The sequence below is a fragment of the Paraferrimonas haliotis genome (genome assembly GCF_002282895.1).
In the GTDB taxonomy this organism is placed as follows: Bacteria; Pseudomonadota; Gammaproteobacteria; order Enterobacterales; family Shewanellaceae; genus Paraferrimonas; species Paraferrimonas haliotis.
In genome coordinates, this window is record NZ_NRRB01000006.1 from 35,023 (window position 1) to 51,312 (window position 16,290).

At 45.8% G+C, this 16,290-nt stretch carries 10 protein-coding genes and 1 riboswitch; of the genes, 6 read left to right on the plus strand and 4 right to left on the minus strand.

Annotation, left to right across the window (positions count from 1 at the left end; translation table 11 throughout):
• Positions 1–39: 39 nt before the first annotated feature.
• Positions 40–1,113 (minus strand): FUSC family protein, encoded by a 1,074-nt coding sequence (locus tag CLC91_RS12140; protein ID WP_095500468.1) that lies wholly within the window; start codon positions 1,111–1,113, stop codon positions 40–42.
• Positions 1,114–1,235: 122 nt separating this feature from the next.
• Here CLC91_RS12140 and CLC91_RS12145 point away from each other — a divergent pair, with 122 nt between their 5' ends.
• The 3 genes from CLC91_RS12145 (at position 1,236) to CLC91_RS12155 (ending at position 4,003) form a co-directional block, all read left to right on the plus strand.
• A complete protein-coding gene (locus CLC91_RS12145) occupies positions 1,236–1,544 on the plus strand; it encodes an ArsR/SmtB family transcription factor (RefSeq protein ID WP_095498624.1) in 309 nt (102 codons plus the stop codon).
• A 141-nt stretch (positions 1,545–1,685) separates the two neighbouring features.
• The gene (locus tag CLC91_RS12150) at positions 1,686–2,411 is read left to right on the plus strand and encodes a hypothetical protein (RefSeq protein ID WP_095500469.1); all 726 of its coding nucleotides are present in this window, start codon (positions 1,686–1,688) and stop codon (positions 2,409–2,411) included.
• Positions 2,412–2,812: 401 nt separating this feature from the next.
• A complete protein-coding gene (locus tag CLC91_RS12155) occupies positions 2,813–4,003 on the plus strand; it encodes an aromatic amino acid transport family protein (protein WP_095498626.1) in 1,191 nt (396 codons plus the stop codon).
• A 92-nt stretch (positions 4,004–4,095) separates the two neighbouring features.
• Here CLC91_RS12155 and arcA read toward each other — a convergent pair whose 3' ends face one another.
• The gene (gene arcA, locus CLC91_RS12160; RefSeq protein WP_095498627.1) at positions 4,096–4,815 is read right to left on the minus strand and encodes a two-component system response regulator ArcA; all 720 of its coding nucleotides are present in this window, start codon (positions 4,813–4,815) and stop codon (positions 4,096–4,098) included.
• A 646-nt stretch (positions 4,816–5,461) separates the two neighbouring features.
• Positions 5,462–5,641, plus strand: a riboswitch (Lysine riboswitch).
• 58 nt (positions 5,642–5,699) lie between these two features.
• Here arcA and lysC point away from each other — a divergent pair.
• Together lysC and CLC91_RS12170 are read left to right on the plus strand one after the other, a co-directional pair.
• A complete protein-coding gene (gene lysC / locus CLC91_RS12165) occupies positions 5,700–7,049 on the plus strand; it encodes a lysine-sensitive aspartokinase 3 (protein ID WP_095500470.1) in 1,350 nt (449 codons plus the stop codon).
• 8 nt (positions 7,050–7,057) lie between these two features.
• Entirely contained in the window at positions 7,058–8,158 is a 1,101-nt protein-coding gene (locus tag CLC91_RS12170) for a M14 family metallopeptidase (RefSeq protein ID WP_095500471.1), read from the plus strand.
• 56 nt (positions 8,159–8,214) lie between these two features.
• On the opposite strand, the gene CLC91_RS12175 is transcribed toward CLC91_RS12170, so the two are convergent.
• Entirely contained in the window at positions 8,215–11,004 is a 2,790-nt protein-coding gene (locus CLC91_RS12175) for a TonB-dependent receptor plug domain-containing protein (RefSeq protein ID WP_095498630.1), read from the minus strand.
• 309 nt (positions 11,005–11,313) lie between these two features.
• Here CLC91_RS12175 and CLC91_RS12180 point away from each other — a divergent pair, with 309 nt between their 5' ends.
• Positions 11,314–13,287: an alpha/beta hydrolase family protein gene (locus CLC91_RS12180; RefSeq protein WP_095498631.1), complete on the plus strand. Its 1,974-nt coding sequence runs from the start codon at positions 11,314–11,316 to the stop codon at positions 13,285–13,287.
• Positions 13,288–13,354: 67 nt separating this feature from the next.
• On the opposite strand, the gene CLC91_RS12185 is transcribed toward CLC91_RS12180, so the two are convergent.
• Positions 13,355–16,141: a TonB-dependent receptor plug domain-containing protein gene (locus CLC91_RS12185; RefSeq protein ID WP_095498632.1), complete on the minus strand. Its 2,787-nt coding sequence runs from the start codon at positions 16,139–16,141 to the stop codon at positions 13,355–13,357.
• Positions 16,142–16,290 lie beyond the last annotated feature (149 nt).

Genomic DNA, 16,290 nt, shown 5'->3' on the forward strand with positions numbered 1-16,290 from the left:
CTTTATTACGCTGACTGTACAGGCACAAAAGGCTCCTATTTAGGAGTCTTTTTTTTGCGGCAAATTAATCGCGAACACCAGCAAGGTTTTAAGGGAATGCAGGTCTCTTAGCAATTCCGTGGTGAGCCAAATATGGCTTTGTAAGGCCATAGGAATGTCGCCTGGGTGTTGATTAAGCCGTTGTTCCACCTCTTTGCATCCGGTGGCTATTTGATTCGACCAATCGTCATTTTGACTGTAAGTATTTTGAATAAAAAAGATGATATCGTTAAACGCGAGTTGCACTAGGTTCATGCAGTGTTCCATGTCTTTTTGCAACTGCGGTTGTTGGCTCAAAAGCACGCTGTGGGCTGGGTTTGCCACGAGCTCGAGATGGTGAATAATGTTGCGCAGTTTGACATGAATTGCGGTGATGGCCTGGGGGTCGATTTTTGTTTCTTTGTTAATGGCCCCAATGAGGGTTGAAAGCTTAACAAACTGCGTTATTTGGGTGCTTTTAAGTCGTTCAAATTGCTTTGGTGGAAGTGCGTTACTTCGACTCGAACCGGCATACATTTGTTGGCAGGAGGCAACGATTCTAGCTAATCGAAAGCGCCAATCGGCATAGGCTCGCTGTGGGTAAATCAGGCAAAAGATGAGCGCAAATACACTGCCGATAATGATGTCAACGCCCCGCCAGAGACCGTAGCTAATATTGCCATCGCTTCCCCCTAAAAAGACCATCATAGTGAGCCCAATCAATAAGCCCATGTATGGGTAGCGACCCAAGGCTAAGTAGGCACTTACGTAGATACAAACAGTGGTCCATATCAACATTAGAACATAAGATTGTTCGCCAATTAATATTGAAATGATAGCGGCGATAATGCCCAGCAGGGTGCCACCAATGCGATGCAGTACCCGCTCGATGACGTTACCTAGGTAGGATACCGGCCCCATGACTACGATAAAGGTAACCAGTATCCATTCTGCCTGGGCCAGATGAAGCACCTTTTCTATATAGGGTAGGACTAAAAAGATGGCTAAAAACGCTAACGCGACGCGAATAGCGTGCACTGTGCGGTAATGCTCACAGATAAGATTGTCTAGCTTAGTTAAGGGGTAAGCTTTCACTTAGGCTCCAGTCGCGACGGCAATAAAGATTGCGTATTAAAATATACTAATACCTTAATACTCTAATTTCCGCTAGAATAACAAGTTGCAATTATACTGTATCCAATTAAAGAGATTAACCAATGCCTCAATCGTCAACCATGAGCATCGATGACATGAGCCACCAATGCGAACAAGTGGCGAAGGTGTTAAAGGTGTTAGCTCACCCTAAACGCCTATTATTACTATGCCATTTAGTTGAAGGTGAAAAAAGTGTGTCGCAATTAGAAGCGCTCACTGAGTTATCCCAATCTCAGGTTTCTCAATTTCTAAGAAACATGTTGCTGCAAGGCTTGGTAAGCGTAAGAAGCCAAGGTAGCTTTAAGTATTATTCCGTGAGTAATCGCGAGTTGGAGCAACTGCTGCAAGCCTTACATCAAGTCTATTGTTAACCCTATGGCGTTAAGCGTACCTTAACCCTCCTAATTCGAGTCTGCCCTGTTGCTGCGATATTCTAGTCGCATCTTGTTCAGGGGGGCATTTGATTTATCGAATATCCCACGAAAATTTTTACTATTCGAGAGGATATTTCAATGTCTTTAAATTCTAAGATTCTAGCGGCTTCTGTCGTTCTAGCGCTTTCATCTACTGCGGTTATGGCCAACGAAGAAAGCAAAGATGTCAACTATGGCGATCCAACAGCTTCGTTCAGCACGTTAGGTGTAAGTGCATCTAAAGATGCAACACAAATCAATGGTATGTATGGTGCTGGTGCTAATATCTTCCAACTGGATGTTACCCGTCAAAACAAATCCGGCGAGTTTTCTGGTCGTGGTCGTTATTTTCGTGTAACCGATGGACTTGGCTTCTCGGTGGATGTTTTGGGTGACAAACATAGCCGTACTGCGTTAGGTGGCTTGATCTACAAGTTCCAAGTAACCGACAACATCATGATTTTCCCAATGTTAAGTGCCGGTGCAACCAGTGCTAAAGGCATTCATGCGGTACCTGAGTTGTATGGCAACAATGCTAAGGCTGACGATAGCACTAAATGGGAAACACAAGGTTTGGTACAAGCGGGTGTTTACGCTATGTACGCATTTGATGCCGGTCACTGGTTATACGCCAACCCGAAATCAACCTACCTATTCAAGGCTAAAGAATACGTAAACCAAGTCGAAGTGGGCGGTGGCTTTATGATAGCTCCTCAGGCTTCCATCGGTTTTAAAGTTGAACACACCATGGACACCAAAGACGCTATCGGTAACAAAGTTAAAGCCGATACTGTGACTTGGTTGCAAGCGAACTACTACTTCTAATTGAGTTAGCCGTAGTAAAGGGAGAGTGCGGCAGTGAGCGACGACTGCACTCTCACCGCGCAGGCCGAGTAATCGGACTGTGCAAGCGTTGCTCAATAGTGTTTTTATCATTTGTTCTCTTAGAAACGGACGTCACACTCAACAGAGCTACTTCTAATTATTGGAAGTAGCTTTTTTTTGTTGTATTCGTTAGCAAATTATTCGGTTGTTATCGGATATTTATAAAACCGCAACCAATAGGTATGCATTAGTGAATGCTTATCTCGCTATGGGGCTCATTACTCGGCCGCGCTTGATTGGCTTGAATGGCTTTGCTAGTGTACTTTGCTAACTATAAAACAAGACTCTACCAGCCCCCAGCATTTTGAGGGCGGTGACCCGCCAAAACGAAGGACGCTATTTTGAATCTAAAATCACTCGGCTCAATCGCTATTGTTGCCGGAACAGCTATTGGTGCAGGAATGCTTGCGTTGCCGCTTGCAACCGCATCAATGGGTTTCGAACAAGCCATGCTGCTCATGATCATTATTTGGGTTATCTCAGTGTATACGGCACTGTTAATGCTCGAAGTAAATTTGAAATCAGGCATCGGCGATAATCTTCATGCCATTACCGGAAAACTGCTCGGTCGTCCTGGCCAAATTGTACTTGGCGCCTCCATGTTGGGCTTGCTGTATTCTTTAACAGCTGCTTACTTGACTGGGGGTGCATCGTTACTGGCGGCTCGAGCGGACGCTTGGTTTGACGTAACACTGAACAACACCGTAGCAGTGCTTATTTTCACCGTTGTACTTGGTGCTTTTGCTGCTGTGGGTGTTGCATGGGTAGACAGACTCTCGCGCATGCTGTTTTCAGTCATGATGGTGATCTTAGTCATCGTGTTGTTTGCCTTGGTTGGGCAAGTTGAAGTGGGGGGGCTAACCCGCACCATAGTGGCCAGTCATGATGAAATGACTTGGATACAAGCCATTCCGGTTGTGTTTACCTCGTTTGGCTTTCATGTGTGCATTGCCACCTTAGTAGGGTATTTAGACGGTAAACAAAAGCCGCTACGCAAAGTTTTGATTATCGGCTCTACCATCCCTTTGATTTGTTATACCTTCTGGTTAATTGCCGCTTTCGGTACTGTAGGCATTGATAAGTTAGTGACGTTAGACGGTGGTGTGGCCGCTATGATTAGCGCGATGCAGCATGGTAATGCAGATTCTTGGATTGGCACTTTAGTTTTCGCATTCGCGGATCTGGCCTTGATCACTTCATTCTTAGGGGTAACCTTGAGTCTGTTTGATTTCTTACAGGAATTAACCGCCGCTAAAGGTGATTTTGCTGGACGAGCACGTACGGCATTGATTACCTACTTGCCACCGTTGGCATTAGCCATGTACTACCCGCAAGGCTTTGTGGCGTTATTAGGATTTGCAGCGATTCCTTTGGTCGTCATGGTATTGTTTATTCCAGCGATTGGGGCTATGAAGCAGCGTAAGTTGCAACCTGAAGGTTACCAAGTAATGGGTGGTAACGCGGGTCTATTTGGCACCATCGCTGTCGGTGTTGCCATTATCGCAGCTCAGGTTATTGCGGTGCTGGGCTAGTAAAATAGCCAGAGTGTCGCTCACTTAGAAAAAGCATAAGCATAAAAAAGCCGGTAATCTTGCGATTACCGGCTTTTTTGTTTGAAGGGGGATTATTCTTCGTCAATGGTACCGCAGAAACGATAGCCTTCACCGTGAATGGTGGCAATGATTTCTGGAGTCTCTGCAACGCTTTCGAAATGCTTACGAATGCGACGAATAGTAACGTCAACAGTACGGTCATGGGGTTTTAATTCGCGGCCCGTCATCTTCATCAGTAGATCGGCGCGTCCCAAAATCTTACCTGGGTTTTCAACAAAGTGAAGCATGGCACGAAACTCTGAACGAGGAAGCTTGTAACTATCACCGTTAGGGCTAATGAGCGAGCGACTATTGATTTCCAAGGTCCATCCATTAAAGCGGTAAAACTCAACTGAGCTTTTATCTTCGTTATCGCTACCTGTGGTGTTTACACGAGTAAGCAGGTTGCGGGCACGAATGGTTAGCTCACGAGGGTTAAATGGTTTGGTGATGTAATCATCGGCACCAATTTCTAAACCTAAAATCTTGTCTACTTCGTTATCGCGACCGGTTAGGAAGATTAAACCTAGATTGGTTGTTTCACGAAGCTCTCTTGCCAATAACAAGCCGTTTTTACCTGGGAGGTTAATGTCCATAACCACAAGATTGACTTTAGTTTCAGACAAAGCTCGGTGCATTTCTTCACCGTCATTGGCTTCGGTTACTTGATAACCTTCAGCTTCAAAAATGCTGCGAAGGGTTTTACGTGTTACGGCTTCATCTTCTACGATCAATATATGTGGGTTTTGCATGCTCTCTACCTAATTTCTCTAAAATTCAAGCTAACTGGCTGGTTATAAAGCTCAACCACCAAATCTTGGTAGCTTTTATACACTGATTAACTTTAACAATAGCTGAACAAGTCCTAACCTTTGGTGTTTTTATGTAAATTTAATGTGTTACTAGCTGATTTTAATGTACAAATCACAGTGCTAACAATTATAACAAAAAATTAACATGCGTACATTTTTAGAGCAGACACCAAGGTTTGACTAAGAATATTACTTGGAGACGAAGTTTATCGCTTCACCGGTTTGTTAACAAACTGTTTGTAACATCTACTACCTAAGTGTTTGAGCCAGCTCACAAGTATGTGTGAATTTTAGATGCGTATTTGCTGAATTAATTCAAAGCTACCGTGGCGATGCAAACGGAAACCGTTTTTTTAGATAAAACAGATGCACAACTGGGCTGACAAAATTGACGCCTAAAGGGATAAACCTGAATGTTGGTAAGATGTTTTGCACTATAGTTCCTCAGTTGTGAGCGGTGAAACACGCAGATGTAAAACCTCAGTTGCAACTCAATAACAGTTAAAGTGAGACTTGTTTGAATTTGTTATGTCTGGCTTGACTTACAACAAATGAATCAGTTTACTGGCAGAGCCATTGTCATTTGGCACACAGAAGAGGTGCGAAACTAAGGTAATGCAGCTAAGGAGCTAATTCCGAAGAGGCTGCATGAGGGAAGTTGTCGCCGAGGTTACTTAGATGATTAGCTGTCAAGGTTACCGGTCGTTATGGGTTGAAGCCTAACGACTGTCACTTTATTAGTATTAAGTGGAGAGCTTCTGGAAATCGCTGCACGCCGTTGCAGTAGAACGCCAGACTCTTCGAACGAAGTTCGGAGCAAATTAATGAATGTTTCAGTCGCCAAATTTGGCGGTACCTCAGTTGCCAACTTTGAAGCCATGCAACGTTGTGCTGATATTGTATTGGCCGATAACAGTATTAGAGTCGTAGTGGTCAGTGCATCCAGTGGGGTCACCAACTTATTGGTGGAGTTAGCGAATGGCCAACAAAGTTCAGCTCAACGACTCGACGCTCTGCAAGCCATAAACACCATTCAGCAACAGATTCTAACAGCACTAGGAACCCCCGAATCGGTGGCCGCCAGTTTATCTCAAAACCTAGAGCTAATGCAGCAGCTTGCTGATGCCATTGCGCTTAGACCCAGCATTGAAACCAGTGAGCGGATTTTATCTTTGGGTGAAGCCTGCTCGTCGTTGCTGTTTGCCGAAGTCCTGCGTCAAAAGGGCGCTACAGCCCAGCAATTTGATGCGAAAAGCGTCATGCGTACCGACAGTTTATTTGGTCGAGCCAATATTCAACTTGAACAAGTTAAGCAACTGGTAGAGGCAAAAATGCAACCCTTGCTCAGCGACAGCATTGTGGTAACACAAGGGTTTGTAGGCGCAGATGAGCATGGCAATACTACAACCCTTGGTCGCGGCGGAAGTGATTACAGCGCAGCCATTTTTGCTGAGGCATTAAAAGCCGATAATTTACAAATTTGGACCGATGTCGCCGGTATTTACACCACGGATCCGCGCATGGCGGCTAACGCTCGTGTTATTCGAGAGATTACCTTTAATGAGGCGGCGGAAATGGCGACTTTTGGCGCTAAAGTGCTTCACCCCGCAACCATAGTGCCGGCGGTGCGCCAAGGCATCGATGTGTTCGTGGGGTCGAGTCGCGATCCGTCTGCGGGCGGTACCTGGATTCGCGATAGAGCGCAAGCAGACCCAACCTATAGAGCTCTAGCGGTTCGTAAAAATCAAACCTTGTTAACTTGCCACAGCCTCAATATGTTGCACGCTCAAGGCTTCTTAGCGGAGCTGTTTGCGGTTTTGGCCAAACACCACATCAGTGTTGACTTGATTACCACATCTGAAGTGTCTGTAGCCTTAACGCTTGATACTACTGGCTCGAGCTCTGCGGGAGACAATTTGGTACAGCCGCAGCTACTCGCGGATTTAGAGCCCTTGTGCGATGTTACCGTAGAACAAGATTTAGCCCTTATAGGAATCATCGGCAATCGCATTGCCAGTACTGCAGGGGTATGCGCTAAGGTATTTGGACTGATAAAGGACCAGAACGTGCGCTTAATCTGCCAAGGTGCCAGCCCACATAATGTTTGCTTTTTAGTGGAGCAACAACAGTTAGAGACTGTGGTACAGTCACTTCATCACGCGTTATTTGAGTAGGAGTGTAGGTGCTTTCTATAGAAACCATACAAGTAGGCGAATTGGCTACAGGCCAAGCGTTAACTGTGCCAATATACCGATATCATCAAGGGCGACTTGGTCCAAAGGTGTATCTGCAAGCGAATGTGCATGGTGCCGAAGTTCAAGGTAACGCAGTGCTGTTACAGTTGTTGGAGCGCCTAAAGTCTTGCACCTTGAATGGAGAAGTAACCATTGTTGCACTGGCAAATCCTATGGGTATCAACCAAAAAAGCGGGGAGTTTACTCTTGGGCGATTTGATCCCATCACAGGTGTTAACTGGAATCGCCAATACCTGGGCAATCATATCGACGTACAACATTGGCTTAAGCAACAATCGCTCAATGACATTGAAGCCGTCTATCGCGACTTTCGAGAACTCTTAGTCGAGGAAACTCATGCCGCACTGCAGTCTTCATGGGGACTGACAACAGGGCAGCATTTATGCTACCGACTGCAGGCATTGGCTCAACAGCACGACTTGGTTATCGATTTGCATACTGGGCCCAAGTCAACTCGACATTTATATTGCCCTAAGGTGCTGGCGGACGCGGCCTCTACCTTTAATATTGGTTGCGTATTAATGATGCCAAACGAGTTTTCCGGAGCTATGGATGAGGCCTGTTTCCATCCGTGGTGGCAACTGAAACAGTTGTTAAGTCAACAAGGCATTGATGCACCGATGGCGGTTGAGGCCTTCACGCTGGAGCTTGGCAGCCAGGAGCTTATCGATTTAAAGGCCGCCGATGACGATGCTCTTGGCATTCTCAGCTATCTGAAATACAAGCAGGTTATTGACGATGACATTCAGCCGGAGCGCATGACTCGATACGCCTGTGAATTAAAAGACTATCGAAAACTGCACGCGCCGAAAGGGGCCATGGTGGAATATCATGCAACGCTTGGAGTGCCTCATAAACAAGGCCAGGTGTTGGCAAAGCTGCTGTCCATGGAAAACCTAAATGAGCAACCAGCAATCACTGAGCTGCACGCCCCTGCTGATGCGATTCCGGTGCTACATTTTGCCTCAGCAGCAGTGCATCAGGGAACCGAGCTGTTTAAGCTCATGACCAATTACTACGAAATTTAGCAGAGCAAATAAAAAAGCCAACCGTAGGGTTGGCTTTTTATTAAGGGCTTATTTACTTAGAAGCGATAGGTTACTTCCGCTTTATACGCCGCTCCTACAGCTGCTCCAGGATATGCAAAGATGTTGTAGTATGGCCAACTGGTTTGGCTCTCATCTTGCGGTGGACGCTCATCAAAGATGTTTGTACCGATGAGGCTAGCAGAGAAGTTATCAGTAAAGAAGTAGGTCGCGGTTGCATTAAAGGTTGTATAAGGTGCAACACGAGATACTCGGGTGATTTCTCCGTTTTCATCGTAGTTTTCATCAGGCTGAGTGTTCATCGGAGTAGTGCCGATGCGATTCATGAACAGGTTCAATGCGACTTTTTCGTATTGATAACCAATGCGAGCGTTCAACTTTGAGCGAGGCTCATCGTTATAATAAGCATCGCGGATTTCTTCAAAATCACTTTCGGCTGTTGCTTGATATTTAGTGCTTAGAATGTGGGTGTAGTTAACACCGAATATCAAATCGCCAACTTCCGTTTCGTGTCGATAGTTCATGCTCGCATCAATACCGCTTTGCTCGTACTGCGAACGGTTAATTGGAGAAATATCTACGTTCTCCAATTCGCCATCTTGCGGACCACCGCTAACACGAGTGATTTTTGAATCCGCAATTTGACAGTCACCACTGCTAGGATCTCGACCGCCATAGGTACATTCGTATTGGTCATCAAGTAGGCCTTGGACACTCTCATCGCCAACAATATCTTTCAGGTTAATACGATACCAATCAAGAGTGAAATCAAGCTCCTGTGTAGGGGCGATAACGATCCCGACGTTGTAGTTGCGGCCTTTTTCTTCACTAAGCTCAGTAGAGCCGGAACGAGAGCCTTGAGTGGTTTCTGCGTCACAGAAAGCCGGTGTTGGCAAGAAGCCCGTACCGCCGCCAGCCTCATAATCGGCCCGACACTTGGTGTAGTCACGGACTGAGGTGAAGAACCCAGAGTCACCGGCAAACACATAGTGCATATCTGGGGCTCTAAAGCTCTCACTGTAGCCAGCACGAAGCATGACTTCTTCAATGGGGCGATAGGTCAACTTCGCTTGTGGTGTAAAGCGTCCACCAACCTCAGTCGTGTCGTCGTCGTACTTATCGTAACGACCGGCTAAGTTAAGTTCGAGCCCATCGATAATGGGAACCAAAAACTCTAATCCACCAGCATAACGTGAACGATCACCGCCACCTTGAGTACCTGTTAAGCCGTACCAACCCATTCCGGTATCATTTAAGGTTCTATCGTCTTGAGTAAGGGTATAGCCCTGGCGGTTGTATTCCAAAATAGCGGCAAACTGGATAGCGCCCGCGGGTAAGTCAAACAGATCACCGGTTAGCTTAGCGTTGGCAGTACGGTTGTAAGAATCGGCAACAATGAGTTGTTGTCCGACCATGTCGGCCGCTACGTCAGCAGTAATTGGATCATAAAGACCCAGCTTACCGGCGCCGTCAGGTAAGCCAAAGGCTACGCTTCCTTCACCAATGAAGTACTCGTATGCTTTTTCTTCCTTAATCCAATCACGTTTACTTTCGTAATCGTAACGGCTTTCTGTATAAGCTACTTCATATTCGTAGTCACCGAAGATTGAACCGCGAATACCGGCGGTCACGTTGAAGACATCTTCGTTGTATACTGACTTCTTATCGCCTAATTCATTGGGGGCGAAAATGCGTTGTAACAACTTGTAGTCGTAGACTTCAAAGCCTGGACCAAACCATTGATCAAGGTTACCAGAGCCATCGGCTTCGAAACTCACCACATCTTCCGAGACAAAGTGGCGGAAACCACGCAGTTTATTTTCCAGCTTTTGGTACATAATGTCGGTAAACAACTGGTGGTTGTCCGTTAGATCATACTTACCAGAGATATAAGCTGAGTAGGTTTCGCGCTCGTTTTGAATGGTTTCGTCACCGGTAGCATCGAAACCACAGTAATAACCGCTTCCGGAGCGAAATGCATACTCGTAGCCGGATTGACTATCGAGACATTTTTGTTCACCGGGATCGCGATAAACACCCGCAACCCTATCCAACTCTAAAATACCACGAGTTAAGTAATCAACACCTGCAGGACCATCGTCAATGGAGTCCAACCAATCGCGGTCTTTACCAAAAATAGGATCTTGTTTGAAATACTCTAGCGCTGCTGAAACCGAGTAGCGTTCACCCACCGAACCCGTCACAATTTGTAAGCGCTTTTCATCGCCGCCGCCGTCTTTAGTGGTGCCGTAGAGTGCAGAAACCGTGGTGTCATCAATATCGTCTTTTAAAATAATGTTGATAACGCCGGATACAGCATCGGAACCATAAATCGCAGAAGCACCGTCTGCTACCACTTCAATTCGATCGATAGCGGCAAATGGGATGGAGTTGAGGTTTACGAAGTTACTTTGACCGTTATATGGAGTCGGGTTCTCAGCAATTCGGCGGCCATTAACCAGCACCAAGGTATAACCAGGACCAAAGCCACGTAAGCTGATAACGTCAGCCGCGGGCGTGAAACCACCTTGTGAACCAAACTCATTACCTTGAACGGTACCGGTATTTTGAGATAAAGAGCTCAATGCGTCGTAAGCGGTTGCAAAACCGTTCGCTTTCATGTCTTCGTCGGTAATCACGGTAATAGGAGAAGGGCCTTCAATACTGGTTCGTTTAATGTTGGAACCGGTAACCGTAATGCGTTCGACTTCTTCTTTTTGCTCCTCATCCGCATCTCCCTCAGCTGCGAATGGTGTGGCTGAAAAACCAATAGAGCCAGCCAGCAAGGCGAAACTAATAGCCTTACTAAGCTTATTTGTGTTCATCATAATGTATTCCCAAAATCTAATGCGATTGCAAACAATCTTTTTTATTTTTTTGAGTAAGACACCAGTACTGCAATGCTCAAGTGCAACAACTAACTCTGCTAAATTAGCACTTGCTAACTTATCAAGTTATCAAAGTGTTGTGAATATGTTAATTTCAAAGAATGGGCATAGTGTGACGAGTTAGTGATTTTACGCCAAATTACTGCTTTTTTTGCGTTAGTTCTGTGCTTCTTTCTGTGAATTGAGAATAACTTGTTATAATTTATGGGCTTACTAGGAAAGTAAGAAGTAGCATGCAAAGAGGATATTATGATTAGAATGCTTTTCACGGCGTTGTTGTTGGCACTATTCAGTTTGCCGGCGGCCGCTCAAACAGCGCTATCTGATTTCGCTAAACACCCCATGTTTAGTGGCATTAAAATTTCACCGTCTGGCGATTATTACGCCGCTAAATACCCCCAAGGCGATGAAGATTTTCTCGCCATCATGAGCGCCAAAGACTTCAAGATTTTGTGTCGATTCACTTTAGAAGATAAACAAAGTGTCGGATCGTTTTACTGGGCGAGTGATGAGCGCGTGGTGTTCAATGAAATACAAAAATATGGTCAATACGCTCAACCGTTTTTGTCGGGCAACCTATACGCTGGAAATGCTGATTGCTCGCAACGCAAAGTGATTTTTGGGCCAAAATCGAAAGAGCAACAAGCGGCTGTAGCGAGTATCGTCGATTTGATGATAGAAGATGATAAAAACATATTGATTAGCAGTAATTTTGCGCGACGTCAGTACGCTAATCTTTATCGTTTAGACACCTTCAGTGGACGCCTTAAGCTGGTAGAGAAAGCAGACTTTGCCAATGCAAGCTTAACTCTGGATCATGAACGTAAGCCTTTGATAGCGACAGTGGCGCAGCGAAAACGAAGCGGTATAACCAGAGCGAGATCAACTGGTGAGGTGACCACCTACTACCGAGCATCGATGAAAGATGACTGGAAAGAGGTTGCTGAAGTTGATCAAAGTAACGAGGCAGAACGGGCGTCAATGCAGGTTTTCGGATTTATAGAAGACAACAGCAGCCTGTTAGTGGGTAAGAACGATAAACAACCTCAGCGCGGCCTATTCGAATTAGACCCCAAAACCGGCAAGACAAGCTTGCTTTATCAAAATCAGCGGGTTGATGCGTCTCCGCAATGGCGCGGATTGGTGGATCCTGAAACTGGCTATCGAATGTCTGTTCCGGTTGGTGCACGCATTAATGACGGCTACCCAGAAACCATTTTCTTTGATGAAAACAGTGCTTACGCCAAAGAATATCGAAGCTTAGAAGCGGCGTTTCCTAAGCATCGAGTATCAATTGCATCGAGCACCAAAGACGATAGCATTTGGATAATTCGAGTCAGTTCTGACGTTAACCCTGGCGAGTATTACAAATACGACCGACAACAGAACAAATTGAGCTTTTTGCTGAAACCCTATCCTTGGCTAGACAAAAAGCAAATGTCAGAAATGACCCCGGTTGATATCACTGCTCGAGATGGCTTGCTGATGCAAGGGTATTTAACTATTCCTAAGGGGAGCGATGGCAAAAACCTGCCGCTGATTATTCATCCCCATGGTGGCCCGTATGGTCCTCGAGACTATTGGGGCTATAACCCGGAAGTTCAAGTCATGGCATCTCGAGGCTATGCGGTGTTGCAAGTCAACTTTCGTGGTTCAGGTGGCTATGGCCGAGAATTTCAAAACATTGGTTTTGGCGAGTGGGGCCTTAAAATGCAAGACGATTTGACCGATGCCACTCTTTGGGCCATTGAGCAGGGCATTGCCGATAAAGATCGTATTTGCATTTCAGGTGCGAGTTATGGCGGTTACGCGGCATTGCAAGGGGTTGTTCGAGAGCCGGATTTGTATCAGTGCGCGGTTGGGTACGTTGGCGTTTACGATTTACCGCTAATGCTGGAGGAGGGTAATGTTGCAGAACGATTGGACTGGGGGCCTAAATACCTTGAAAAAGCCTTTGGTACAGACAAAGCCCATATGAAAGCCATTTCTCCGGTATATCATGTTGATAAAATTAAGGCGCCTGTGTTTATCGTACATGGAGGCAAGGACTTACAAGCGCATTATGAAAACGCTTACCGACTTCGAGATGCTCTGGAAAAAGCAGGTAAAGAGTACGAGTGGATGTTTAAGCGTACAGAAGGGCATGGTTTTTACGATGAAACTAACCGCGCCGAATACTTTGAAGCGATTATTAAGTTCTTTGATAAACACATAGGCAAGTAATTCCGTTTAACGGTTTAGTCGCCATAAAAAAAGCCAACCGCGAGGTTGGCTTTTTAGGTTTAACCGATTAGAAGCGGTAGGTTACTTCTGCACGGTATTGAGCTCCAACGGCTCCACCAGGGTAGGCGAAGATGTTGTAGAACGGCCATGAAGTTTGAGTCTCGTCGTACGGAGGACGTTCATCAAAGATATTCACACCGGTCAAGGTTAAGCTAAGCTGGTCAGTAAATTGATAGCCAGCGGTTAGGTTAAAGGTAGTCCAAGGTGCCACCCGGTCTACTTTAATCACATTACCATTTTCGTCGTAGTTTTCGGCAGGTTGGGTGTTAACTGGGGTACTACCAATGCGGTTCATCCACAAGGTTAAGCCAAAGTCTTGGTAGTTATACCCAACCGAAGCATTAAGTTTCGAGCGAGGCTCGTCGTTCCAATAAATGTCGCGAATTTCTTCGAAATCATCTTCTTCGGTTGCTTGCCACTTAGTACTCAAAATGTGGGTGTAATTAACGCGGAAGCGGAAATCACCATATTGAGTTTCATGCAAGTAAGCGATACTGCCATCGATACCGGTTTGCTGATATTTTTGCTGGTTCTCAGGAGTAATATCGACACCGTTAAGCTCACCGTAATTCGGTAGATTTTGATCGTCTTCACGATCAATCTTAGCGCTTACTTGGTCACAACGGCCTTGTGACATGCCTGAGCCGAACATACAACGATATTCGTCATCCAACAGACCCTGAACGCTTTCATCTGAAACAATGTCATTGAGGGTGATTTGGTACCAGTCCATGGTGAAAGAAAGATTTCTAACCGGCTCGACTACAAATCCAATGTTGTAGTTTTCACTGGTTTCTTCTTTAAGGGTCTTCGAACCTGAACGAGAGCCTTTAATGGTTTCGCTGTCACACATCTCTGGTGTTGGAGTAAAGCCATCGTCGCTGCCATTATCGTCAATATAGTCTAAACGACACTTAGTGTAGTCTCGAACCGACGTGTAGAAACCAGAGTCGCCGGCAAACACATAGTGCATGTCTGGAGCACGGAAACCTTGACTATAGCCACCTCGAATCATTAACTCTTCAATTGGACGATAAGTAATTTTCGCCTGTGGAGTGAAACGACCGCCAACATCGCTGGTGTCGTCATCATAGCGGTCGTAGCGACCCGCTAAGTTTAATTCTAGATTTTCAATAACAGGAACTAACAGCTCTATGCCAGCGGCATAACGGGAGCGATCACCGCCACCTACCGTGCCTGTTAATCCAAGCCAGCCGTTACCGGTATCGTCAAGGGTACGATCGTCTTGATCTAGGGTATAACCTTGCTTGTTAAATTCAGCGACTGCAGCGAACTGAACAGCCCCTGCAGGCAATTCAAACATGTCGCCATTAAGTTGAGCGTTAATCGTGCGGTTATAGGAGTCGGCGGTAATAACCTGTTGTCCTACCATATCGGCTGCAACGTCAGCGGTAACCTTGTCGTACAAGCCAAGTTTGCCGTTACCATCTTTAAAGCCAGGAATGATGGTACTGTCTTGACCGATAAAGTACTCGTAAGCTTTTTCTTCTTTAATCCAATCGCGGCGACTTTCGTAGTCGTAGCGGCTTTCAGTGTAGGCTACCTCGTACTCGTAATCGTCGAAAATAGCACCACGAACACCCGCGGTTACATTAATAACGAACTCATCAAACTCAGAGGTTTTTTCGCCCAATTCACTGTGGTCGAAGATGCGTTGATGTAACACATAGTCGAAGTCGCCATAGTTACCATCGTTATTAGCACTGGTGTCGACAATGACGTTTTCACTAATAAAGTGTCTAAAGCCGCGCACTTCTGATTTCATGTCCTGCAGTACGATGTCGGTAAACAGCTGGTGGTTATCTGAAACTTCGTATTTGCCTGAAATAAAGGCCGACATGTTTTCACGTTTGTTTTGAATGGTCTCTTCACCGGTGCCATCAAAACCACAGTAGAAACCACTACCGGTACGTTCGGTGTACTCATAACCAGAGCCCGAATCAAGACAAGCCTGCTCACCAGGATCTCTATATTGTCCGGTTACGTTATCGAATACCAAAATACCACGAGTCAGATAGTCTACACCTGCAGGGCCATCATCAATGGAGTCAAGCCAATCGCGATCTTTACCGTAAATTGGGTTTTGTTTACTAAATTCGAGGGAGGCGGTAACCGAGTGACGCTCACCCACGGTGCCGGTTACTACTTGCAGGCGGCCTTCTTCACCACCACCATGATGAGTTGTGCCCACCATTCCTGAAATCGTGGTGTCATCTACATCATCTTTCAAAATAATGTTCACAACACCGGAAACCGCATCAGAGCCGTAAATCGCCGAAGCGCCATCGGCGACTACTTCGATGCGCTTAATAGCGGCAAATGGAATGGAGTTTAAGTTTACGAAGTTGCTTTGACCGTTGTAAGGCGTTGGGTTTTCTGCGATACGACGACCGTTCACTAGAACCAAGGTATAGCCAGGTCCAAAGCCGCGCAAGCTGATTACATCAGCAGCAGGTGTAAAGCCGCCTTGCGAACCAAATTCATTGCCTTGTACTGTACCTGTGTTTTGAGATAAGGAGCTAAGCGCGTCGTAGGCTGTTGCAAAACCTGCGGCTTTCATATCTTCATCGGTGATAACAGTGATAGGTGACGGGCCTTCAACATCGGTGCGCTTAATGTGCGAACCGGTTACGGTAATACGTTCAACCTTTTCTATGGCTACCGCTTCATCTGTAGCTTCTTCTTCAGCGGCCAGTACTGTGCCTGACAGTGTGAGTGAACTAGACAGCAGGCCGAATACGACAGCTTTGCTAACTGGGCTGGTCTTCATCATGGTGCATTCCTTTAGTGTTATATTGTTGTTATTAAAAATCGATTTACTAACCCCTTTTTGTTAGTTGGAAATGCAGCCGCGCTGAGCAAACAAATCCTTCGATTTCAAGGTAACGTTACTAAGAGTGATAAAAGCTGTAAACAAAATGC